The 22,451-nt window shown below is 63.3% G+C and carries 23 protein-coding genes and 3 pseudogenes; 15 read left to right on the top strand and 11 right to left on the bottom strand.

The genetic code is table 11. The features are described 5' to 3' along the window. Position 1 precedes the first annotated feature (1 nt). The gene (locus tag M5E06_RS16560) at positions 2 to 508 is read left to right on the top strand and encodes a flavin reductase family protein (RefSeq protein ID WP_252139101.1); all 507 of its coding nucleotides are present in this window, start codon (positions 2 to 4) and stop codon (positions 506 to 508) included. 122 nt (positions 509 to 630) lie between these two features. Here M5E06_RS16560 and M5E06_RS16555 read toward each other — a convergent pair. Then, positions 631 to 1,598 (bottom strand): annotated as a pseudogene (locus M5E06_RS16555) (IS5 family transposase). Positions 1,599 to 1,868: 270 nt separating this feature from the next. Here M5E06_RS16555 and pqqA point away from each other — a divergent pair. The 7 genes from pqqA to M5E06_RS16525 all read left to right on the top strand — a co-directional run bounded on the left by pqqA (position 1,869) and on the right by M5E06_RS16525 (position 6,992). Then, positions 1,869 to 1,943 carry a pyrroloquinoline quinone precursor peptide PqqA gene (pqqA, locus tag M5E06_RS35870; protein WP_502801992.1) on the top strand — a complete coding sequence of 25 codons (75 nt, stop codon included), beginning with the start codon at positions 1,869 to 1,871 and terminating at the stop codon, positions 1,941 to 1,943. 54 nt (positions 1,944 to 1,997) lie between these two features. Next, positions 1,998 to 2,285, top strand: a complete 288-nt coding sequence (pqqD, locus tag M5E06_RS16550; protein ID WP_252139100.1) for a pyrroloquinoline quinone biosynthesis peptide chaperone PqqD — start codon at positions 1,998 to 2,000, stop codon at positions 2,283 to 2,285. Next, positions 2,254 to 3,405, top strand: coding sequence for a pyrroloquinoline quinone biosynthesis protein PqqE (pqqE, locus tag M5E06_RS16545; RefSeq protein ID WP_252139099.1), 1,152 nt, complete (start codon positions 2,254 to 2,256; stop codon positions 3,403 to 3,405). Before pqqD ends, pqqE begins: the two co-directional genes overlap by 32 nt. Positions 3,406 to 3,415: 10 nt before the next feature. Then, the gene (locus M5E06_RS16540; RefSeq protein WP_252139098.1) at positions 3,416 to 3,919 is read left to right on the top strand and encodes a hypothetical protein; all 504 of its coding nucleotides are present in this window, start codon (positions 3,416 to 3,418) and stop codon (positions 3,917 to 3,919) included. Between the two features lie 18 nt (positions 3,920 to 3,937). Then, positions 3,938 to 5,011 (top strand): 3-phosphoserine/phosphohydroxythreonine transaminase, encoded by a 1,074-nt coding sequence (gene serC / locus M5E06_RS16535; protein ID WP_252139097.1) that lies wholly within the window; start codon positions 3,938 to 3,940, stop codon positions 5,009 to 5,011. Between the two features lie 98 nt (positions 5,012 to 5,109). Beyond that, positions 5,110 to 5,808: a beta/alpha barrel domain-containing protein gene (locus M5E06_RS16530; protein WP_252139096.1), complete on the top strand. Its 699-nt coding sequence runs from the start codon at positions 5,110 to 5,112 to the stop codon at positions 5,806 to 5,808. Then, on the top strand, positions 5,805 to 6,992 hold the full coding sequence (locus M5E06_RS16525; protein ID WP_252139095.1) for a M48 family metalloprotease: 1,188 nt from the start codon (positions 5,805 to 5,807) through the stop codon (positions 6,990 to 6,992). The genes M5E06_RS16530 and M5E06_RS16525 overlap by 4 nt, the downstream gene beginning before the upstream one ends. 454 nt (positions 6,993 to 7,446) lie before the next feature. Here M5E06_RS16525 and M5E06_RS16520 read toward each other — a convergent pair. Further along, positions 7,447 to 7,587: pseudogene (locus M5E06_RS16520) on the bottom strand (IS3 family transposase); the annotation flags it as partial. Here M5E06_RS16520 and M5E06_RS16515 point away from each other — a divergent pair. Next, positions 7,538 to 7,888, top strand: coding sequence for a hypothetical protein (locus tag M5E06_RS16515; RefSeq protein ID WP_252139373.1), 351 nt, complete (start codon positions 7,538 to 7,540; stop codon positions 7,886 to 7,888). The pseudogene M5E06_RS16520 and the gene M5E06_RS16515 sit on opposite strands and share 50 nt — an antisense overlap. A 62-nt stretch (positions 7,889 to 7,950) precedes the next feature. Here M5E06_RS16515 and M5E06_RS16510 read toward each other — a convergent pair whose 3' ends face one another. The 3 genes from M5E06_RS16510 to M5E06_RS16500 form a co-directional block, all read right to left on the bottom strand. Continuing rightward, positions 7,951 to 9,828 carry an ELWxxDGT repeat protein gene (locus M5E06_RS16510; RefSeq protein WP_252139094.1) on the bottom strand — a complete coding sequence of 626 codons (1,878 nt, stop codon included), beginning with the start codon at positions 9,826 to 9,828 and terminating at the stop codon, positions 7,951 to 7,953. A gap of 255 nt (positions 9,829 to 10,083) precedes the next feature. Continuing rightward, positions 10,084 to 10,548, bottom strand: a complete 465-nt coding sequence (locus M5E06_RS16505; RefSeq protein ID WP_252139093.1) for a DDE-type integrase/transposase/recombinase — start codon at positions 10,546 to 10,548, stop codon at positions 10,084 to 10,086. A 180-nt stretch (positions 10,549 to 10,728) separates the two neighbouring features. Further along, positions 10,729 to 12,378, bottom strand: coding sequence for a methyl-accepting chemotaxis protein (locus tag M5E06_RS16500; protein WP_353654333.1), 1,650 nt, complete (start codon positions 12,376 to 12,378; stop codon positions 10,729 to 10,731). Positions 12,379 to 13,078: 700 nt separating this feature from the next. Between M5E06_RS16500 and nirK the strand changes: the two genes are divergently transcribed. After that, positions 13,079 to 14,143 (top strand): copper-containing nitrite reductase, encoded by a 1,065-nt coding sequence (nirK, locus tag M5E06_RS16495; RefSeq protein WP_252139091.1) that lies wholly within the window; start codon positions 13,079 to 13,081, stop codon positions 14,141 to 14,143. 326 nt (positions 14,144 to 14,469) lie between these two features. Here nirK and M5E06_RS16490 read toward each other — a convergent pair whose 3' ends face one another. The 3 genes from M5E06_RS16490 to M5E06_RS16480 all read right to left on the bottom strand — a co-directional run bounded on the left by M5E06_RS16490 (position 14,470) and on the right by M5E06_RS16480 (position 16,373). Then, complete coding sequence (locus tag M5E06_RS16490) at positions 14,470 to 15,231, bottom strand: IS6 family transposase (protein WP_252139365.1); 762 nt, start codon at positions 15,229 to 15,231, stop codon at positions 14,470 to 14,472. 243 nt (positions 15,232 to 15,474) lie between these two features. Then, on the bottom strand, positions 15,475 to 15,882 hold the full coding sequence (locus M5E06_RS16485) for a transposase (protein ID WP_252139090.1): 408 nt from the start codon (positions 15,880 to 15,882) through the stop codon (positions 15,475 to 15,477). Positions 15,883 to 15,980: 98 nt separating this feature from the next. Further along, a complete protein-coding gene (locus tag M5E06_RS16480) occupies positions 15,981 to 16,373 on the bottom strand; it encodes a nuclear transport factor 2 family protein (protein WP_252139089.1) in 393 nt (130 codons plus the stop codon). Between the two features lie 292 nt (positions 16,374 to 16,665). On the opposite strand from M5E06_RS16480, the gene M5E06_RS16475 reads away from it, so the two are divergent. Together M5E06_RS16475 and M5E06_RS16470 are read left to right on the top strand one after the other, a co-directional pair. Continuing rightward, on the top strand, positions 16,666 to 17,127 hold the full coding sequence (locus M5E06_RS16475) for a hypothetical protein (protein WP_252139088.1): 462 nt from the start codon (positions 16,666 to 16,668) through the stop codon (positions 17,125 to 17,127). Positions 17,128 to 17,253: 126 nt separating this feature from the next. Next, positions 17,254 to 18,214: pseudogene (locus M5E06_RS16470) on the top strand (IS5 family transposase). A 177-nt stretch (positions 18,215 to 18,391) separates the two neighbouring features. Here the strand turns inward: M5E06_RS16470 and M5E06_RS16465 are convergent. Continuing rightward, positions 18,392 to 18,895, bottom strand: a complete 504-nt coding sequence (locus tag M5E06_RS16465) for a hypothetical protein (protein ID WP_252139087.1) — start codon at positions 18,893 to 18,895, stop codon at positions 18,392 to 18,394. A 168-nt stretch (positions 18,896 to 19,063) separates the two neighbouring features. Then, positions 19,064 to 19,327: a DUF4167 domain-containing protein gene (locus tag M5E06_RS16460; RefSeq protein WP_252139364.1), complete on the bottom strand. Its 264-nt coding sequence runs from the start codon at positions 19,325 to 19,327 to the stop codon at positions 19,064 to 19,066. A 154-nt stretch (positions 19,328 to 19,481) separates the two neighbouring features. Here M5E06_RS16460 and M5E06_RS16455 point away from each other — a divergent pair, with 154 nt between their 5' ends. From M5E06_RS16455 to M5E06_RS16445, 3 genes are all read left to right on the top strand, one after another. Then, positions 19,482 to 19,727, top strand: coding sequence for a type II toxin-antitoxin system Phd/YefM family antitoxin (locus M5E06_RS16455; protein ID WP_252139086.1), 246 nt, complete (start codon positions 19,482 to 19,484; stop codon positions 19,725 to 19,727). Positions 19,728 to 20,012: 285 nt separating this feature from the next. Continuing rightward, entirely contained in the window at positions 20,013 to 20,186 is a 174-nt protein-coding gene (locus tag M5E06_RS16450) for a PIN domain-containing protein (RefSeq protein ID WP_252139085.1), read from the top strand. Between the two features lie 292 nt (positions 20,187 to 20,478). Continuing rightward, the gene (locus M5E06_RS16445) at positions 20,479 to 21,570 is read left to right on the top strand and encodes an IS630 family transposase (protein ID WP_252139084.1); all 1,092 of its coding nucleotides are present in this window, start codon (positions 20,479 to 20,481) and stop codon (positions 21,568 to 21,570) included. Between the two features lie 42 nt (positions 21,571 to 21,612). On the opposite strand, the gene maiA is transcribed toward M5E06_RS16445, so the two are convergent. Further along, positions 21,613 to 22,266 (bottom strand): maleylacetoacetate isomerase, encoded by a 654-nt coding sequence (gene maiA, locus M5E06_RS16440; protein ID WP_252139083.1) that lies wholly within the window; start codon positions 22,264 to 22,266, stop codon positions 21,613 to 21,615. Between the last annotated feature and the right edge of the window lie 185 nt (positions 22,267 to 22,451).

Genomic DNA, 22,451 nt, shown 5'->3' with positions numbered 1-22,451 from the left:
GATGTCTCCCGACCCACATCTCCGCTCGCTACGCGACGCCTACGCCCGGTACGCCACCGGGGTGGCGGTGATCACCACGCTGACCCCGGCGGGCACTCCGGTTGGCCTGACCGTGAACTCCTTTAGCTCGGTGTCACTGGACCCGCCGTTGGTGCTGTGGAGCCTGATGCGGTCCTCCGCCAGCCTGCCCGCGTTCGGCGAGGCCAGTCGCTTCGCCGTGAACGTGCTCGCCGACGATCAGCACCATCTCTCGACGCGCTTCGCGTCGCGCAGCGAGGAGCGGTTCGCCGGGATTGACTGGACGCCCGGTCTGGGCGGCGTGCCCCTGTTGCCCGACTGCCTCGCGCAGTTCGAGTGCACCACGCACCGCCTTGTGGAGGCCGGCGATCACGTGGTCGTCCTGGGCCGCGTGCACCGCTTCGAACACCACGACGGCGCGCCGCTCCTGTTCTTCGCCAGCCGCTACGCCGAGCTGCACCGCGAGCCGGCGTCCGCCACAGCAGCCTGAGGAGTCCGGCCATGCGCTTCGTGATCGGCGCCACCGCCGCCCTGGCGAACGAGTTCGAACGGATGCCAGTGTGTCGCACGGAGGTGGCCGGGGTTACAGTTCCGCTTGGCTCGCGTCCGTAATCAGGCGAGGCGGACAGAGTTCGGGCGTCCGAGGTCGACCATTCGGTTGAGGGCCGCGGCGGCGATGGCTACCTCGGTGGCTTGCGCCTCATCGGTGTGGAAGCGCAGGGCCGGTCCAATGACCTGCTTCCAGCGGCCGATCTGTCCCTCTAACCGCGCCCGCACATTGTACTGGCTGTCCCGGTGCCAAGCCATCCGGCCGTTCTCCGTGATCATCTGGACGTGCCGGTCGCGCTGCTTGGGCGCGGTCGCGAAGGTGTCGCTGAGTACGGCGTCGGCGCAAGGCGGTGCCACGACCGCGCTTCGGGATGGCGCTGGTGGACCGAGGCGTAGACCCCGGTCCGGTTATAGGCGCCATCCCCGGTGAGTGCGGCCACCGGTTCGTCGATTTGGTCGAGTAACGGCCCGACCTGAGTGGCATCGTTGTAGTCGCGGTCGGTCAGCGTGGCCGCAACGATTCGGCCGCTCTCCGCATCCACGCCGCGGTGCGACTTCCTCCAGGAGCGCCGCTTGCGAGTTCCGTGCTTCTCGATCAACCACTCGCCCGGCCCGCACAGCTTCAGCCCCGTACTGTCCACCAACGGGTGAAGGGGGCCGCTGGATGAGCGTGGCTTGCTGGGCAGCGCGACTGTCCTGGCGCGCCAAGCGATGGTGGAATGATCGGGCACCGACAGGTCGAGCCCGAGCAGCCGCAGGATGCGGCCGATCAGCCCTTCGGTCTGGCGCAACGCCAGATGAAAGACCGCGCGCAGCATCAATGCTGTCGTGATTGCCAGGTCCGAGTAGTTGGGCTGCCCGCCCCGTGTCGTCCGTGGCGCCGCCTTCCAGCTCGCAATCGCTTCGGGCGTGATCCCCACGGTCAGGCTGCCCCGCCGACGCAACACCTCGTTGTAATCCGCCCAATTCGTAAAGCGCCATTTCGGCCGCGGAATATGGTAACGGCCAGCGGCATTGGCTTTATGCGGCATGACAGGGAGACCCGAGGGGCAGGAACAGACTCCTCCCATCCGTGCAACACGCTGACACATGAATCACAAAGCCGCGCCTCTTTGGAATTTTTAATTATACAAATTCTAAAATAACCTCCTGCAAGAACCTGCAAGAGTGCGCCGTCGAATGAACCGCGTCATCATATACTATATGACGATTGGTGCTGACGGGCGCGCTGATATTCTTAGCAGGCCAGGCAGACTGTTTGCCTGGCCTATTGAACTCCGACGATGAGGGAGGAAGCCATCATGACGTGGGTCAAACCCGCTTATTGCGATCTTCGCCTGGGTTTTGAGGTGACGGCGTACGTGTACGTTCGCTGATGCGAATAAGGAAGGGCCGGGACCCGGTCCTTCCCCCTATCCGAAAGTAGTCCAATGGAAGCAGTCGAACGCCTTGGGCCGCGCGCCATCGTCGAGATCAACCCCGTTTACCTGTTCCGCTGGGAAGAATCGCAGAACGCACACATCCTGCTCTACCCCGAAGGGGTCGTGAAGCTGAACGACACCGCAGCGGAGATTTTGAAGACCTGCACCGGCGAACTCCCGGTTGCGGCAGCCATCGCTGATTTGTCCGCGCGCTTCAACGGCGCAGACGTTGTATCCGATGTCATGGAATTCTTGGAGATGGCACATGCCAAAGGCTGGATCCGGATTAAGTCTTGATGGTTTGGGGATGCCGCTTTGGCTGGTGCTTGAGATGACGTACAAGTGCCCGCTGAAGTGTCCGTGGTGCAACAATCCTACCGATTTCGAGCGCTACCGCAACGAGTTGAGCACCGACGAGTGGAAGCGTCTTCTGAACGAAGCAAGACGCTTGGGAGCGCTCCAGCTCGGCTTCTCCGGCGGCGAGCCGATGCTGCGGAACGATCTGGAGGAGCTGGTCGCCGAAGCGGATCGTCTTGGCTTCTACACCAACCTGATCACCTCCGGCATCGGGCTGACGCCCGAACGCCTGACTGATTTGAAAAAGGCCGGTCTCAAACAGATCCAGCTCAGCCTTCAGGCCTGTAACAGCGAGTTGAATCATACGCTGGTCGGACTTGACGTTTTCGACCGCAAAATTGCAATCGCCCGCGAAATCAAAGCCCAAGGCTTCCCGATGGTTCTCAATGTACCGATCAGCCGGTACAACATCGACCAGACCGAAGCCTTTATTGAACTTGCCGTAGAACTGAAAGTTGAATATGTCGAGTTCGCCAATCTCCAATACTACAACTGGGCTTATCTGAACCGTGCGGAACTGTTGCCGACCCGAGAGCAGTTGGAGCGCTCGGAGGAAGCGGTGAAGCGCGCGCGTGAGCGGCTGGGCAAGGCATTGACCATCTATTTCGTCATCCCGGACTATTTCGACGACCGGCCGAAGGCATGCATGAACGGCTGGGGTTCGATCCACCTGACCATCGCCCCGGATGGCACGGCGCTTCCCTGCCAGGAAGCGCGCCTGATCAAGAGCATCGAGTTTCCGAACATCCGTGAGCACAGCCTCGAATGGATCTGGACGGAATCACCTGCCTTCCGTGCCTTCCGCGGCGTCGGCTGGATGAAGGAGCCCTGTCGGAGCTGTTCGGAAAAGGACAAGGACTTTGGCGGCTGCCGCTGTCAGGCTTTCATGCTGACCGGCGATGCGGCCAACACTGACCCCGTGTGCTCCAAATCGCCGCACCGGCACCTGATCGACGATGCCGTGCGCGCAACACAGGAACGGCTTCCCGGTGATGACAAGCCGCTTGTCATGCGCGCGCCCGGGCGGGTTGGGGCCGGCGGCCTTTCACCGGCCAGATAGGAAGCCTTCGATGGATACGGCAGACCTCGACATTGTCGCCCGCTGGCTGCACATCGCCGGCGTGGTGATCTGGATGGGCCACAACTGGTCCAATGTTGTGCACAACCCGACTTATCGCCGCACCCTGCCAGCCGATCCGGCCGAGCAGGTACGAGGCGTGTTCATTGCGGCGTCCAAGCGTGAACACGGCATCTTTCGCCATGCCTCTTTGGTGGTGTGGGTGACCGGGCTTTTTATGCTGTGGCACCGCGGTACGCTGGTGGATGCGCTCACCGTGAGCGGTTCATCGGCGGTGATCGGAATGGGCGTCTGGACCGGCACGCTCATGGTGCTGAACCTGTGGCTCGTCATGTGGCCACACCAGAAAAAGGTGCTCGGCTTCGTTGAGGCACGGGTCGAGGAAAGGCTTCACTGCACCCGCATTACCTTCCTGTCATCACGCACCAACACCATCCTGTCGATCTTCACCCTTGTCTTCATGGTGGTCGGTGCGCATGGGGGCTACCTGTTCTAAGGACGTCTGGAGAGCGCCATGACGGTCTACAGCTTTGGGTCCGGCCCCACCGTTCTGCCGCCCGAGGTGAAAGAGAGCATTTGCGCGGGCATCAATCCGGACGGCGGCGGCACGCCGTCGGTCCTGGAAATGACCTTCACGGGTGCGGCCTACGCCGACATACAGGCTGAGGCCGAAAGCCGTTTGCGATCCCTGCTCTCCATTCCGGAGACCCACCGCGTGCTGTTCTTGCAAGGAGGGGCTTCCGCACATTTCGCACTGGTGGCGATGAACCTCCTCGGCCCACGCGACGCGGCCGGCTACATTGACAGTGGCCTCTGGGCGCGTCGCGCCATAGCCGAAGCGGCGCATTGGGGCGAAATCCGCGTGGTCGGACGGACCTGCAGCCAGGGACGCCTGCCCCCGCAGGAAAGTTGGCGGATATCGCCCGACTTGGTCTATCTGCATGTCACCACCAACGAAACCGCGGAGGGTAAGCAGTTCCGCCGTTTGCCGGAGACCGGTGCGGTGCCGCTCGTGGCGGACATGAGCGGCGACCTGCTGTCGGAACCGCTCGACGTCGGCCGTTTCGGACTCATCTATGCCAGCGCGCAAAAGAATCTGGGGGTGGCGGGTTTGACCATCGTAATCGTGCGCACCGATCTGCTGGGGCGCGCCAATCCACTTACTCCCGCACCTTTCGACTATACAAAGCAATCTGCCGCCAACAGCCGGGTCAACACACCACCGACGGCAGCCGTCCACATTGCGAACTGCATGCTGGGCTGGTTGCTTGCCCAGGGTGGGCTCTCCGCCATGGCCACGCGCAACCAGCGCAAGGCCGACCGTCTCTACGCGACCATCGAACGAAGTGGGTTTTACCGCAGCCCTGTCGCGGCGGACGATCGGTCACGCGTGAATGTGCGCTTTCATTTTCCGGATCCACTTCTGGACGCTGTCTTTTTCGAGCAGGCGGAGGCCGCCGGTCTGCTGCACTTGAAGGGGCACCCGAACGTTGGCGGGGTCCGCGCGAACCTCTACAACGCCGTTCCTGAGGCGGCGGTGGACGCCCTGATTGTCTTCATGGATCGGTTCGAACGCCAATGGGGCTGATGCGACCCATCCACTGGCGCGCTGCCGCGACCGCCTCCGGCGTTCGCCTGCTGGCGCCATTCCTTCGCGATCAGACTGCAGGTCAGCCGGTGTCGGTCATGGGATTGGATTTCCCAAACCCGGTGGGACTTGCCGCAGGCTTCGACCGAACCGGCCGTTTGGCGGCACCGCTTGCGGCGGTTGGCTTCGGCTTCATCGAGATCGGCACCGTGACGCGGCATTCCCAGTTGCGTCTGCGCAAGCCGGTCGGCATCCCGGTGGGTGTGAACATCGGCAGCCCGCGTCCCGGTCTGGACGACGCTGTGATCGAAGACTATGTCGCGGCTCTTCGTCGCGTCTGGTCGTTCGCCGACTATCTGACGGTTAATTTCAGTTCTCCCTTCCTGGCACGCAGCGCAGTCGCCAACGACCATCCGGGCGGCGTCGATCGCCTTTTTGCCAGATTGGTAGAGGAAGCCACGGCACTGTCCGAGGTGACGGGTCGCCTTGTGCCGCTGACCGTCAAGACGGGGGCCGGGAAGCATGGCGATCCGCTTCCACCAGCCTTGCCCGCTGCGCGCCAGCATGGAATCGACGGTGTCGTGCTGGTCACTGACGATGTCCGCCGTCTGGCGATGGTGGTCTCAGACATGGCGCCTGTGCCGGTCATTGCCGTCGGCGGCATTACCAACGCAAAGGATGTGCGTGACCGGCAGTCCGTGGGCGCAGTTCTGGTTCAGGTCTACAGAGCGTTTGTTGAGGGCGGCCCGCGTTTCCCGCGCCGCCTCCTTGCCGAGTTGAAAGCGGTGGCGACATGATCGGCAGTTTGCTCCTCTTGGTGGCCGGCTGGACGGCACTGACAGGCTGGCTCGACATGCGTCAGCTTTTCCATCTGAAGCGGATCCGGGCTGACGGCGCGCCCGCCGGATGGAACGTTCAAGCCTTCGAGCGGGCCATTGCCATCGGTTCCGCGAGCGCCGCGCTGTCTGTCGCCGGCACCCTGGTGGAGGGAGGCTTGGTTGCGGTGTTGATCGGCGGCGGAGTGGCCGCTTTGGATGCGTGGTGGAGCGGATCGGGCCTGCCGACGCCGGTCGCGGCGGCAATGCTGATTGTATCGGCGCGGGCAGGGCGCAGCGCCGTGCGTCTGGTGCGCCGTGCCGCGATTGTGTTCGCCGTTGACCAGCGCTTCGGCTTGAACCGCATCACTCCGGTCCGGTTCCTCGTCGATGCGGGCAGGCAGGCCTTGCTTTCGGCATTCGTGATCCTGCCTCTGGGCTGCGCGGTCGTGGCGTTGATGGAGCACGGCGGACCCCTGTGGTGGTTCTGGGTGTGGGCTCTTTGGTATGGCCTGGCGATCGCCCGTGCGTGGTTGGCCCCAATGCTGCCCCCAGCCGTTTTCGAACGCGACGCACCGCTTGCCGATGCCGTGCTCGCCAGCCGATTGGCTGTGGTGCTGGCAGGTTGCGGACTGCACACGGTTGCATTGAGAGTTGCGTACACATCCCACCGTTCGGCCCGCGCCAACGCCGGCGTGTTGGGCCTGGGACGCATCAGTCGCATCCGTTTGCACGACACGTTGCTTGCGCGTCTCGATCCGCGGGAGGTGGAAGCCGTTGTCGCGCATGAGGCCGGACACATGCATCACCGTCATATGATGCAGCACCTCGCCGCCCAGGGAATGGTCGGACTGGCGGCTGTTGCGGCTCTGGACATGCTGGGTCCGGCGATGGGCGCGTCCACCGGCGAGCGATTGACCCTGTTCATGCTCGTGCTGCCTATGATCGGGTTAGTGGCGCGCCCGGTCATGGTGAGCGTACGGCGCCGGTGGGAGTTCCAGGCCGACGCCTTCGCTGCGCGGCTTGTCGGTGCAGAGGCGCTGGCTGGCGCGCTTTCAAAGCTCTATACCCTCAATTCGGCTGTCCCCAGCAGCGATCCGCTGCATGCGGCCTTTCACGCCACCCATCCGGATCCCTGTGAGCGGCTGTGCCGACTGAATCCTTGATGGCGGCATGAGAGCTTGTTCGCAGCAGGCGCATCCCTGGCGGAGCTGGTCGAGATGCTGCTTTAAGCTGAAAAGTGCTGGCCTGGCTGGGTCGCGGTCTGGTAGCTCTGTGGGCCTCGTCTTGACCACCTCGAACCGCATTCTTTGGGCACCGCCCCATTCATCCCGCAAGCACCGAGCCGGCATCCTGGGACGCGTTCTCGGACGTCGATGCCTTCGTCGAGGAGCTGCTTGTCGAGTTGCCTGCCATGGCGGCGGATGGCACGCGACCGCCCCGCTCCGGGCTCGAGGCACCGCTCACCGGCGCCCCCTTGCGCAAGGCTATCATGGCGATATGGTGCGTGGGTTTCTGCGGCATGCAGTGGGGCGCCATCGGCCAGCTCTCCGGCATTTCCTTCGGCACACTGTACAACCTGGACTTGCCCTGACAAAATGGAGAGCCAGTGTGTCGATCCTACGCAGCGACCTCAAAGACACAGGGGCTTTGGAAGCCGAGTGAGGAATGTTGCCGGATTGGATTATAGAAGCCGTCGATGTAGCGGCCAATGGTGATTTCAGCCTGCCGCCGCGAAGTAAAGATCGTGCGCCATCCCAAGGCCGCGGTGGTGGTGCCGCGCCGCGATGGCGTGCTCAGCGACACCACCGAGACGGTGCCCACCCAACGTGACCGCCACATCCTGGCCATTGCTGAGACGGGCCGGATGGCGTGGCAGCGGACCAGCGGCTACAACAAGCGTGCCGGCGTGGAGAGCCAAATGGCGCGGTGGAAAGGCGTCTTCGGCGACGCTCTGCGTTTCCATTCGGATCGGGCGCAGGCTACCGAAGTCGCTATCGACGTCATAGTCCTCAATCGCATGCTCGACCTTGGATGCCCGCACTCCGTCCGCGTCACCTGATTACTAGCGGGACAGGGGTGATCTCTTGCCCCGCTCACCTCGCTGCAACACGCCGGCTCCTGTCATATGATCGGGTCGATGACCGTGAAGCGCAGATCATGAGCCGTCGTGTCCAGGACGAGGACACTGTCGCCGCCGCCGAAATCAACCCGTACACTGTCTCCAAGGTCTGTTACGTACTCCACCCGCCACGCCGCGGTCCCGACGTTCTGCGCAAACCCCTTCAGGATGAGAATGTCCAGATGCGGGTCAAAGGCGGTCAGCACGTCGGCCCCGCTGCCGGGAGCGAAGAAGAACTGGTCGCTCTCGCCGTCCCGTTCGGCGAGCAGCACATCGTCGCCGATCCCCCCATCGACGATGTCGCGTCCCGCTCCCGGAACAAGAATGTCCCGCCCGGACATGCCGTAGAGGCGATCGGCACCGGCCGCTCCATCAATATAGTCCTCGCCGGCGCCCCCGTTCAGGCGGTCATCCCCGGCGCCGGCCAGAATGCGGTCGTTGCCACCCAGGCCGTGGATCCAGTCGGCGCCATCCTCGCCCCACAGCATATCGTCGCCTTCGGACCCCTTGCGGATGCCGTCCGGCGCCGCGATGACCCCGAGCAGCTTTGCCGTATGATCCCAATAGTCCGCCCCCGCGCCGGGAGGGAGTTCGGCAAGCACGACGGTATCGCCCGTCGTACCGTCGGACAGGAAAAACCGATCGATGTTGGCGGAATAGTCATGATCGAATCCCAGCATGCGGCCATCGAGTTCCCCCAGCAACTTGTCGCCGTACGCCCCTCCCGCCATCGGCCCCAGGTGGTGCGTGCCCCCGGATGTTCCATCGGTCACCCAGAACCCGGCGGGATCGGCTCCGTTCTGGTCCGTCAGGAAGAACGCCCGGTTTCCGGCAATCGCGATGCTCTGATACATCCAGCTGTTCTGGTGGAGTTCAACGGTCCCACCCGCCGTGCCGTCCGTCGCCAGGAGGCGTTGGGAACCCGACCAATAGCTTTCGTCCAGGAAGAGCAGGCGGTCGCCCTCCTCGCCGGGCGGCCCTTGGTCGAGCCATCCCAGCGGCTTGGCAAGTTCCTGTCCCGGGAGGAAGCTGATCTGACCTGTGGCGTCATCCAGCACGCCGATCTTGGAGGCGTTACCCTGTTCGGTCCGGTAGACGTCCATGTCGCTTGTGAACACCACCTGGCCGCTGTGCAGACCGACGACACGGCCGAGGTCCCACCCCTGCATCGTTAGGTCGCCGAGGTGCCGCGTGCCCTCTGCCGTCCCGTCCGTGGCCCAGAAGGTTGAATGCCGGACAGCGGTCGGCCATTCCATACTGCCGGTCCAGTCGATCACCGTGGTGACCGACGCCACGATCCCGTCCGGCGTGGCGACATAGCGGACAACCCCGCTGTCGGGGATGATGTCCGTTAAGGCTGTCGTGCTGCCGTCGGAGTTGACGAAAGTGACATTGGAGGCCCAGGACGCCGCCCCCTCGTGAAAAGCCAGCCGCCCGTCGGTGATGCCGATCAGGGAAATGCCTTGAGACCATGGGGAGAGCGGCGCCATCTCATGAAACAGGCGGGTATCGGCGGCAGTGCCGTTGGAACTCCAGATCCCGCTGTGGGTCCCGCTATCTGCGTGCAGATAAACCCGGCCTTGTGCCGCCGTCAGCGCCGATGGCGAGGATCCCTGCACTCCCGGCACGATGTCGGCGACCATGCGAGTGCCTGCCGCGGTCCCGTCGCTCACCCACAACTCCCGGCCATGAATGCCGTCATCGGCGGTGAAGAAGATCTTGCCGTCGGCGACGACGGCATCCTCAGGCGCGCTTCCCTGCTGGCCGGGCCTGATGTCGGCGAGGAGACGGGTCCCCGACGGCGTACCGTCAGTCACCCAGAGCTCCGTACCGGTGTCGTCCGTTGTGGCTGTGAAAATAGCGATTGGTGTCTGTGCCATGCCCCCTCCAGTCTGGGAAAGCATTGACGGTTAACAGCAAGATATTTTGTGATATTTTCAGGTCATTTCACTAAAAGGCATGCACATTTTTCCAGAATCGACAGTATTATGACTTTGCAAGGACTTTCGACACGTTGTAATGGGCGTCCCTTAGGAAATATTGTTGTCGATGTCTTCCTTCCGGGTATGCCGGAGAAGTAATCTTGCCCCGGTTCGGTGGTTCTTGCGCACTTTGCGTGGATGAGCTGGGAGAGGTTAGCCGGCAGGCTGGGAATGCCGGTCAGCCGGGATGCTCATTTGCGTATCCAGATTGCCGTCGCTGTCGATGGCGCGGTACAGGTACTGCCACTGGCCGGCGACCTTGAGATACGTCTCGTCCACGTACCAGCTCCGACCAACCTTTCCTCGACGGCGCTGGCGCAGGGCGTTCGCCAGCAACGGCGCGAGTCTGGTCTCCCAGTCGCGCACCGCGTCGTGAGAGAAGACCAAGCCACGCAGGAGCAGGATTTCGGCGAGATCGCGCAGGCTCAGCTTCAACCAAAGCCGCCACAGCACGATCAGAAAGACGACATCGGAAGGTACCTGCAGGCGGTTCAGCACCGAGCCGGTACGCTCGTTGAAACCGCGCTGGCATTCGCGGCAACGGAAGCGGCGATAGCCATGCGCCGTTCGGTCCGAACGCTCCGAGGTTGCAGTCGAGTGGCAGTGCGGACAGCGCATCCATCGCCTTCAGAGTGGAGGTGATCCTCCACGTCAGACCCACAGTCACAAGCAAGATGGCGCGAGGGCTGACGGAACCCACCCGCGCTATGACGCCCCCCTGCGCCAATGATTTGGCCATGGGCGCAGGGGGGCGTCACCGTCAATGAGCTAAAACGGACTTTATATGCAACCGTGCCGTCAGCCCGCGCGCACTTGCGTGAGGAAGCGGTTCACCTCCTGGCTCAGCGAGTCGGTGTGGCTGGACAGCTGACGGACGGAGGCCAGCACTTCGTAGGCGACCTTGCCGCTTTCGTTTGCCGCACGATTGACGCCGCCAATGCTGTTGGAAACGGTCTGCGTCCCTTGGGCGGCCTGCTGGATGTTGCGGCTGATCTCGCGGGTGGCAGCGCCCTGCTCTTCGACCGCGGAGGCGATGGAGGTAGTGACTTCGTTGATGTGGCCGATGACCCGGACAACCTGCTGCAACTCGCCCACCGCGTCACCGGTCATCGACTGGATGCCGGCGACCTGTGCGGCAATATCGTCGGTGGCCTTGGCCGTCTGGGTAGCGAGCGCCTTCACTTCGCTCGCCACCACGGCGAATCCGCGCCCCGCCTCTCCGGCGCGGGCGGCCTCGATGGTGGCGTTCAGCGCCAGCAGGTTGGTCTGGCTGGCGATGGAGTTGATGAGTTCGACCACGGCGCCGATCCGCTCGACCGCCTCGGCCAGACCGCCGACCTTGACGTTGGCACGTTCGGCGATTCCGACCGCCTCGCGGGCGATCTCAGAGGATTGGCCGACCTGCCGGCTGATCTCGCCAATGGAACCGGTCAGTTCTTCGGTCGCGGCGGCGACGGTCTGGACGTTGGCGGAGGTCTGACCGGTGGTCACCGCCACGTCGCCGGCGAGCTTGCCGGTTTGGTCAGCGGCCCTGGTCACGGCGCTGGCTCGACTTTCCATGCCGGCGGCTTCCTCCACCACGGCATGGATCACGCCGCCGACCGCCTGTTCGAAGCGGTCCGCCATTGCGGCGACTGCACGGTGCTTGTCCTCTTCGGCGCGGCGGGCCTGCCCGGCCCGTTCGGCCTCCAGCCTTTGTTTGGCCAGCGCATTCTCCTTGAACACTTGGGTGGCCCGGCTCATGTCGCCCAGTTCGTCGCCGCGGCTGGTTTCCGGGAAGCCGACCGTCAGGTCGCCGTCAGCCATCGCCCGCATCCGCCCGGCAAGCGAGCGGATGGTGGCGCTGATGTTGTGCCCGACCAGCGCCAGCAGCAGGATGGCCGGCAAGGCCAGCCCGCCGATAACGCCGAGCAGGGTTAACATCTGCGATAGGAAGGCGGACCACAGATCGTCGATGAAGACGCCGGTGCCGATGAAGATCCGCCAGGGCTCGAACCCCTTCACATAGGCGAGCTTCACCGCCGTCTCGGTGCCGCCGACGGTGCGCGGCCAGTCATAGGCGTAGGTGCCCTCGCCCTTCTTCTTCACGACGTCAATCAGCGCTGGAATGACAGGCACGCCCGCCGCGTCCTTGATGCCGGAGACGTCTTTGCCCATCAAAGCCTTGTTGGCATGGGCGAACCCGACGCTGTCGTAGGTGTGGGCGAACAGATACTCCTCTCCGCCATAGCGGATGGCGAGGAAGGCTTCCTTGAAATGGGCCTGCGCCTCCTCACGGGTCAGGTGGCCGGCCGCGACCTCGCCTTCGAACCGTGCCGCCATGCTGTGTCCCGCCTCGACCATGAAACGAAGGGCATCGACGCGGTCCTGGTACATCCGATTATAGCTGAGATAAAGCCCGGCACCAGCAATCGCCAAACAGGCGAGACTGGCTGTTGCGACCAGCATTAGCAGCTTCTCGCGGATTGAGAGGGAAGATCTGGACATAGTTCACCACCTTTCGGCGCACTTCTCACGCCTTGTCTTGCGGCGAATTGTTGCGCGAATAGTGAACCAAATCCTTACAAAGGACGCGCGTTAGAGTGTCGCATGGAGCGTCTTAGCTCGACTTTGGCCATTATTCAATTCTCAGGGTGGCGGTGCAAGGCGCCGCCTGTTGCTGAAAACCATGCTGAAGTACCGACGAGTGCACGTCAGCGTGGAGGTTGCAGAGCGATTTCGGCTTGTCGCGGCTTCGGTTGCATATTGAGAAAATCCACGTACACCGCAGGACCTCAAGGCTTCCCGTACTCCATGCCCGCTTCATAATGGCCAAAGTCGAGCTCAGCGTTTACACCATCACTCCGCGCCGGCTCGACAAACCGTCATCAAGCTGACGGTGCCCTTTCAACTACACCGCCACTTAGTCTCCGCCTCCGAGTATCGCGCCGCCCGCGCTCGAGCCTTCACCACTTGGCGCGAGGCGACCGGCCTTGCCCTGACCGCCTGAACCGGTGAACAAGCAGGTTGTTCAAATTCTCCGTGCATCAACCGACTGCGAAGTTGACAACACCATCACAATCGGCGAATCACTTGACAGTGATCAATTAGAGTGCTCATCAACTGTGCGATGGTCGGTTCAGACGAAATATCGATCTTGGACGACGCCATGAAGAGCAAGATGTTTCCCGCCACAGTCAGCACCATCGCCCTCTTGGCTCTGTCGGGGATTGCCTCGGCATCGGCCACCACTCTGTACGCTGATCCGAAGGTCAAGGAGCCGACAGTCAGCGTCGTCCAGGACCCGGCCGCGGTCCCCGCCCAGGAAAGAGCGGGAAAACGCGCCCCGAAGACCCACGAGGTCGTCCTGAACACGACTGAGGTGGAGTCCAAGCTAGACGACGGCACCACCTACACCTACTGGACCTTCAACAACACCATTCCCGGACCGATGTATCGGGTGCGCGTCGGCGACACGGTGGACGTGAAGATTTCCAACGCCAAAGAGTCCACGATGAACCACAGCGTGGACTTCCACGCTGCAACCGGTTTCCTCGGCGGCGGCCAGATCACCCAGGTGGAGCCGGGCCAGACGAAGGAGTTCTCCTTCAAGGCGCTGACGCCGGGCGTCTACGTCTACCACTGCGCCACGCCGATGGTCGCCCACCACATCTCCAAGGGCATGTACGGTCTGATCGTCGTCGAGCCCGAGGCTGGCATGGCGGCAGTGGACCACGAATTCTACGTGATGCAGCAGGAGGTCTACGCGACCAAGGCCAAGAACATCCCGACCGCCGAGGACGACTACGACGGTCTGGTGAACGAGCGGCCGAATTACATGGTGTTCAACGGCGCGGTCGGCGCCCTGTCCAAGGACAAGCCGCTGAAGGCCAAGGTCGGTGAGACCGTGCGCATCTGGTTCGGCGTCGGCGGCCCGAACCTGACCTCGTCCTTCCACGTCATCGGCGAAATCTTCGACCGCGTCTACGGCATGGGCGGCCTAGAGAGCGAGCCGGCCAAGGGCGTGCAGACCGTCACCGTCGCCCCGGGCGGCGCCACCATGGTGGAGTTCAAGGTGGACTATCCGGGCAAATACGCTCTGGTCGACCACGCGCTGAGCCGCGCCACCAAGGGGCTGATCGGCATCCTGGAGGTCGAGGGCCCGGCCGACGACAGCATCATCAAGGACAAGAGCGGCGACAGCCGCAAGCAGATGGGCGACATGCAGCACTGAGCACAAGCGCGTCGATGACGGCGAAGAGGCGAAGGATCACTCCGCCTGGCGTTGTCACGGGAACGGTGGCGGCTTGCCGGTCGTGACATTGTCCTCCTCGGATGTCATCGATCTCGTATGCCCAACATCGGTTCCCTCCCGCCGTCATTCAGCAGACCATCCGGCTGTATCTGCGCTTCACATTGAGTTACCGCGATGTCGAGGTGGACTTTTCCGGAGAAAGTGGAGAGCCAGCGTTTCGATTTTACGCAGCGACCTCAAAGACACGGGGGCTTTTGAAGCCGAGTTAGGAGTGTCGCCGGCAGTGTCAAGTTAGTGGCGGCTTGTCAAGCCGAGGTCGGACACATGGCGCAGGCACGGAGGTGCGGATCGGTTTTCACGGCCAAGCGGGCCCCAGCCATCTCCGCCCAGGCCTGGAAAGCTTGGCCACGGGCGGTGCGGTATTCGGCGACGGTGCGATTGTCGCGGTGGAGATAAAAGAGGTTGGCGATCGGGTCGTGGATGGCGAGGAAGCGCTGAACCTGTTTCGGTGATTTGTAGCGCTTCATCTGCCGTTCGCGGCGTCGGGTTGGCTGATGGCTGTTCTCGGCCCGGTTGTTCAGGCCCTTGTACTGGCGGTGCTCGCAGCGCAGTGTCAGGTTCTTCTTGGCCGCCGCGTAGAATCGCAATTTGTCGGTGATCAGGACACGGGGTGCCCGGCCCTGCTTCGTGAGCAGCTTACGCAGTAGGCGCTTGGCCGCCCTCTTGTTGCGCCGGCTCTGGACCAGCACGTCGAGGACAAAGCCGTCCTGGTCGACGGCGCGCCAGAGGTAATGTTTTTTGCCGGCGATGCGGAGGACGACCTCGTCCAAATGCCACCAGTTTCCGCGAGCCAGACGGCACTGGCGGATGCGGTTGGCGATCACCTGACCGAACTTCAGCGCCCAGGCCCGAATCGTTTCGTGGCTGACCGTATCGCCACGCAGCGCCAGCATCTCCTCTGCCATGCGCAAACTGAGCGAGAAGCGATAGTAGAGGTAAATCGCGTAGCTGATCACCTCGACGGGGAAACGGCAACCGGCGTACAATGGGGCGGAGCGTGTCGTCAGCCCGGCTCCATACCGTCACCCCATCCTGCCGGCCAGCCCGGACTTGACGGTGCCTTCCAGCCTCACGAGTGCGCCGCATACATCCGACATGCAGGGTATGCTTCTACATAAATCAGACAGATTCCTGCGCGGCGGCGACCATGGTGTTGGTGGCGGCATCGACCGCCAGATGAAGCTTCCGCCAGCTCCGCGGCCCCCGCACACTATACTTGTCGTGGTGCCACTCGGCAGCCCCGTAGACCTTCAGACCGTTCTGTCGATTACCAGGGTGACCAGGCCCGCCGGCAGGGCCGTGGCCATCATCTGCGTCAGCTGCGCCGCGCGCCGGCTGATCGGGGTGTGATCGGGAACCGGCAGGGCCACGCCCACGAAATCCAGCAGAGAGCCGAGCAGTCCTTCGGTTTGGCGCAGCGGTTGGTGAAAGACCAGACGGACCATGAGGGCGGTTTCAACGGGGGTCTGTGAGTAGCGTGCCTGACCACCCAGCGTCTGGCGCGGCGCCGCTCGCCACGCTGTGATCGCCTTGTTGCTCACCCACAGCGTCAGGCTGCCGCGCCGGCGCAGACAGGCTCCGTACGCCGCCCAATTCGTTACCTGGAACCGCATCTTCGGCATGTGGTGGCGCCGTGCGTCATTGTGTTTGTTCGGCATCCCGACAGCTGACCATCCGGGAGAGAAAGCAAAAGCGTCGCTCTACAGCACGGCTCGCGACTGGCAAGCCCGCTCCCTCTGCGTGCACCAATACCTCTTCAGGTTGCTCGACCTGTCGCGCAACTGACCTCGTCCCACGCCTGGACAGTGAGGTGCTTGGCGATCCGGCCGCCCCGCAGATCGAGGGTCATCGCTGACATCACGTGGCACCCGTCCGGGTAGGCGCACTCCTCGACGAAGGCGGCGCGGTTCGGCCCAACCACCTCATGACCAACGTAGTGGGTCATGTCCCTAGAGCACACATCGCGCCAGAACGCCGCAATCGCCTCCCTACCCGAAAATGTCATCGGCGAACTGGGGGGGCGATTGCGATCGACGATCACCATCTCGGCATCATCGGCGTAGAGCCCGATCAGGGTGGCGGCGTCGCTGTGTTCAAGGGCTTTCTTCAAGTCACCGAAATCGAATGTCGCAGTTGCGGATGTCGTCATGGCACATCCCCTGAGAAGGTTTCGGCGCAACTCCGTTAAGATACCTCTTCATAGGCTGCGTGTCCGCAGCGCGGACGGCTACTGAAAGGCAATCCCCGCGCATGCGACTGCAAACTGGTGCGGTTTTCCAGACAGCTTGAACGTCCTTATGGCGTCATACCCGAGCTTGTGGAACGGCCTGCAACACTGGGCCAGTTTCAGGGGTGATTGGCGTCCAATAACCAGCCACCCCTGATCTGGCAGACTACCACCCTGGGTTTAGACGACAGGGTGGCGAACAGGGATGTTGACGGTGGAGACGATCACACCGATACGACGCGAGCACGCGAAGGGGAAAAGCATCTGGGCCATTGCCCGGTCGCTAAAGGTGTCGCGGGAGACGGTGACGAAATACCTGCGCTCGGGCGAGACGGCGCCGCGCTACGAGCGCCAGCACCAGCCGCTTCCGAAGTTGGCCGCATTCCAGGAGGAGCTGGTACGGCTGATCACGGAGAACGAGCGGCGGCCAGCCCGCGACCGGCTCAATTATCTGGGGATCTTCAGGTGGCTGCAGAACCGCGGATTCCAGGGCGGCTACGACGCAGTGCGCCGCCACATCAAACGCTTCAAGCTGCGCCAGCCGCTGGGCGGGCCAGTGAACGCCTACGTGCCGCTCACCTTCGCCCCCGCCGAGGCGTACCAGTTCGACTGGGCGGAGGAGTGGATTATCCTGGACGGGGTGACGACCAAGGTGCATCACGGCCACACGGAATGATAGTTTACATCGTTGATTTTGATAGAAAATTTCACTGCAGAGGACATTGGTGCGAAATTCGTTGGAAGCTGGCGATGTCGTGGTCTGGCAGGTATCAAAGGTGCCACCGCTGAAGCTGAGACCCGCATGCCGTACAAGGCCAACGAGAGCCGCCGCCACAAGATCCCCCGCGCCCGCTACCGGGTGGAGAACTGGTCGGCCTGCGGCGCTGCGTCGGCGTGGCGACCTGACCATCTGGGTGACGCCGGAGGCGATCGCTGGCTGGACGCCGGCGCGTTCTGGCCGGCGAGGCCGACCATCGCGCTACTCGGACCTCGCCATTGAGGCTGGGCTGATGCTGCGCTTGGCGTTCGGACGGCCGTGGCGGCAGACCGAAGGCCTGTTGGGTTCGTTGATGCGCCTGCTCGGCCTGGACGCCGGTTCCGGATCACACGACCTTCTCCCGCCGCAGCGCCGATCTTGAGGTCGCGTCGGCGCTGGTCAGGACGGATGGGCCGGTCACCGTGGTCCTCGACTCCACGGGGCTGAAGGTGTTGGGCAAGGGTGAGTGGCACTTGGAAAAGCACGGTGGTCAAGCGCGCCGGAGTTGGCGAAAGCTGCACCTCGCGGTCAATCCGGACACGGGTGAGATCCTGGCCTCGGAGTTGATGTCCAACGAGGAGGGGGATGCCTCACTGGTCGCTCCATTGCTCGACCAGATCAAGCGCCCGATCGGCACGGTGCTGGCCCACGGCGCGTACGACGGCGAGCCCATCTACCGAGCCGTCGCGGCACAGGCACCGAAGGCGGAGCTGATCATCCCGCCGCTCGCGACCGCAGTGGTGAGCGGGAGCGCCGAGACCTCCCCCACCCGGCGCAACCGCCACATCCAGATGATCAATGAGCATGGTCGGCTCGGCTGGCAGCCGACAGTCCAGTACGGCCGCCGTTCCTTGGGCGAGGTGGCCATGATGCGCTACAAGCATCTCATCGGGCGCAGCCTCCGCGCCCGGAGTCTGCCTGCCCAGAAGGTCAAGGCGGCCGTCAGCGGCGAGGTGATAACATCATGACCAGCCTGGGCATGCCCGTCTCGCGCAAGAGCGCCTGATCACCGCGGTCGGTCGGCGGACTCCACTTGCACGCCGAAATGTGCGCCAAAGTCGCACCTCATCGTTTTCGTCCAAATCGCCTTTATCTCAATCCTCGCACGGCGCCTAAAGCGGCTCGTTCCCCAGGAGGTCAGCGCATAACTGCTGCAAACAGCTTCTCAATTGCGGCAGACCTCTCAGGCCTTCAACTCAGCGAGGCGCTGCAAGACGGCTTCCTCCCGGACGCTCTCTGCTCGGGCATCAGTCCAGGCGTCCCCGCAGCCGCCGCACGTGGTGACAGGGACCTGCACATCGACGGTCGCCATCAGGACGTCCCCGGGCCCATAGGGGAAACGGACCGCCTGCGCTTCCACGCTGTGGATGAGGTTTGCGCTCCCACACTTCGGGCAGAGCTTGTCGAGGGGTTCGCCGAAGTCCGTGTTCATCATCACTTTCTGTTTTCCTTTACGGGTATCGAGCGCAGGCCGTCTCAGCGACGGACCCACCGGCCCATTATCGTCCACCAGGCGACCCACTCCAAGCTTGTGGAGGAGCTGTCGGTATTTTTCAGGCGGCAACGCCCTCTTGACGCCGTCTATACGTCGCAATGCCGCGATGCCCACGTCGGTGAAGCGGGCCGTCAGCCAATGGGATCCATCGTCGTCCGAGGTGAGCAGACCCCGGTCGATCATTTCCTGCAAGGTGGCTCCCGGCTTCGGCTTGCCCCCGTGTTGGGCCCGGTCGCCCCGCGTTTCACCAGGATGCCGTCGTGGAGCAAACGGGTCGACGAGAGGCGCGTCATGAACTCGTTGCGGATCAGCGCGCGTTCCTTCGGCGTTAGGTTGTTGTCGGTCACTGGCCTATCCACTTCACTCCCGGCCACGCGATACACGGAACCAATGCTCGGCGTAATGCCGGCAGAGTTCTGCCTCCACCATGTCGCCGCTTCGTTCCGCGTCCGTTGCGTACGCGAGCCATTGGGACTCCTTTTGCTGTGCCGACCCGTTGACCTTGACCGGAGAGCGGCTGGGCCCGGCCGCCGGCTGTCCAGTCGTTCCGAACCGTGGCCATAGCGCTCCCTGACCAGCCACCGCTCGGCTGGAGCAGCTGAAGTTATTGGGCAAGTTGGACATCGTGCAGCTCGCGGAGATCGTGACGATCACCACCGCTGTCTTGCGCGCCTGAGCAGCCAGGAGGCGTTGTGCTAAAGTAATGAACACACTACGTGCTCATTGACCAAAGTCAACCCCGCTCCTATAGTAGTGATATCACTATAAAGAAGCTGAGATGCATCGCACGGTATCTGCAGACGACGCCAACCGGCAATTCTCCGAGATCCTTGGGCAAGCCACCAGCGGGCATACCGTGATCATCACCAAGCGTGGACAGCCCGTAGCGCAGCTGTCGCCCTATGATCGGTCTTCTGTCAAAACCGATGGAGGCTCGGCTTGGAGCCGTCTGTTCCAGACGCTGGAAGATGGCGTGGACCTCGGGGGCGAGCGGTTTGGCCGTGACGCCCTTTATGACCGATAAGAGCAATGCGCTTCACACTCGACACGAACATCCTGGTTTACGCAGTCGACCGGGCCGCCGGGAAACGGCACAATCAGGCCGTTGCCCTGATCCACCGTCTCCCTGGCCGAGACTGCGTGCTGACGCTCCAGTCTCTGGCGGAACTCTTCTGCACCCTCACCAGCGCTAAGCAGGGCATCCCGCCGGCGCGAGCGGCAGACATTGTCCAACAGTGGCGCGACAAATTGCCGGTGGTGGCGGCGGACAACGCGTACCTCACGGATGCCATAAACGCAGTCACCCACCATGGCTGGTCGTTTTTGGGATGCGATGATCTGGGCGACAGCAAAGCGTCACGGGTGCCGGCTCCTCCTGTCGGAAGATGGTCAGGCCGGTCGTACGCTGGGCGGAGTCACCATCATCAACCCGTTTGCCGATGGCCCGCAGCCTCTTCTTGATGAGGCACTGGGCGTGAACTGAATGCGTTCTGCCGATTGTTAAGTGAACGCCAGTTGCCGAGACCTGCACATGTTCCAGGTCTCTTCCTCGCCAAGATAGGCGCTACCCGCAAGTACGCTCTGCCGTCCAGCTCAGATGGTGACGGCCATGGGGCAATGGGCTGACGAACCCTAGCCCCGGGTCCGCGGCCTCGCGATGTCTTGCGTCTTGCTCCGGGTCAGGGGTGCGGCCTCTAGTGTTCCGTCTCAGGAATTTTTATCCATATGCCGTTGGAGGTGGTTTTCTGAGCGGCCTGACCGATATGGAGGACGGCATGGCTTGGGGATCGGCGGTACGGATTGAACTGAGCGAGGCCGAGCAAGGTGAACTGAAGGCGCGCTCGCGCCGTCGGAAGATCGCGCGGGCCGATGCGGTACCGGCGGAGATCATTCTGCTTGCCGCCGACGGCCTGACCAATGTCGCCATTGCCGAGCGGATCGGCGTCACCCGCCTGACGGTCGCGACGTGGCGCCGACGCTTTGCCGAGCTGCGGCTGGATGGCTTGCTTGACGACCCCCGCCCGGGCGCCCCGCGTAAGATCGGCGATGACAAGGTGGCCGAGGTCGTCATCACGACGCTCGAGGCGGCGCCGGTCGACGCCACCCACTGGAGCACGCGCTCCTTGGCCCGCGCCTCGGGGCTGTCGTCCGCGACCGTGCACCGCATCTGGCGGGCCTTCTCGCTCCAGCCGCACCGCAGCGAGACCTTCAAGCTCTCGAGTGACCCGCAGTTCGTTGACAAGGTGCGCGACATCGTCGGCATCCACCTGGCCCCACCCGCTCGTGCTCTGGTGCTGTGCGTGGACGAGAAGACCCAGATCCAAGCCCTCGACCGCACTCAGCCGGTGCTGCCGATGCGCCCTGGTCAAGTGGAGCGGCGCACCCACGATTATGAGCGCCACGGCACCAGCTCTTTGTTCGCCGCGCTGGACGTGAAGGCCCGGAGCGTGATCGGCCGGTGCCTGCCACGCCACCGGGCGGCAGAGTTCCGCCAGTTCCTGGACGAGATCGAACGCAACTTCCCTGCCGACCTGGACGTCCACGTGGTGATGGACAACGCCTTCTCCCACATGACCAAGCTGATCCGTGACTGGTTCGCCAAGCGGCCAAGTTGGCACGCACACTTCACCCCGACCTCGGCCTCCTGGGTCAATCAGGTCGAGCGCTTCTTCGCGCTGCTCACCGACCAGCAGATCCGGCGCACCACCCACCGCTCGACGGAGGAACTTGAGGCGGCCATCCATGCCTATATCAACGCTCGTAAAGCCGACCCAAAGCCGTTCCGCTGGACCAAATCCGCCGATATCCACGCTGCTGTCGAGCGATTCTGCCGCCGGACACAGAACGCGCTATCCAGCAGTAAATAAGAACTTCTGAGACGGGACACTAGGTGGTTGTTTCCGGAAATTTCACTCGGTGGAAGCGTCTGCCGACCGAGGCACCGGCGCGTTGGCTGCAAATGCGGAAATGGTGCGCAAGGTCGCGACCACGGCGGCGATGCGTGGCCATAACTCAAGGGAAAGGCCCGTCCGCTCCGCGTTGATGGCTTGCGGAAAGAGGACGACATCCGCGATCGACGGAGCGTCCCCAACGGCGAACCGTCTCTCCGGCTGGCGGGACAGCAGGGCTTCAATCGCAGTCATTCCTTCCTGAATCCAGTGGCGGTTCCAGTCCCTAACGGTCATGGAATTGGCGCCTGGAATGGTGCCTAACCGTTTCGCCACGCGGGGCGGCAAAAGGGGATGGATGTCCGATGCGATGGACAGGGCCACCGACCGGGCCAGGGCGCGTTCGACCGGGTCGTCCGGCAGGAGCGCCGGTTCGGGAAACCGCTCGTCGAGATACTCGACAATCGCCAGCGATTGCGTGATCAACGCGCCGTCGTTGGTCAGAAGCGCCGGCACAAGGCCCTGCGGGTTGATCGCAAGGTAATCGGCGCTCCGGCTCCGCGGCTCGGCACCGAGGATGGAAATCGGGACGCTTTCGACCTCCACCCCCTTCAGGGCCAGCACGATCCGCACGCGGGCGACGGCGGAGGAAATCCGATCTTCGAATAGCTTCATGTCTTCGTCCTCACTGTTGGGGGGTGCTCACCGCTGCCGATGCGTCGACAGGCTGGTGTGAAAAGGGTGCGACAGAGGAAAGGAGGGGCTGCGAGAGCAGCGCCAGGATGGAGGGCGCCTCGCGGGGGTCATCGTCCCAGGCGCAGGGGGCGGCAGCGAGCCCGATGGCCATGGCCATCGCGAAA

The sequence above is a fragment of the Azospirillum sp. A1-3 genome (assembly GCF_023806445.1).
Classification (GTDB): Bacteria; Pseudomonadota; Alphaproteobacteria; order Azospirillales; family Azospirillaceae; genus Azospirillum.
The sequence above is the reverse complement of the archived record's forward strand: the minus strand, read 5'-3'. Positions and strand labels throughout refer to the sequence as shown.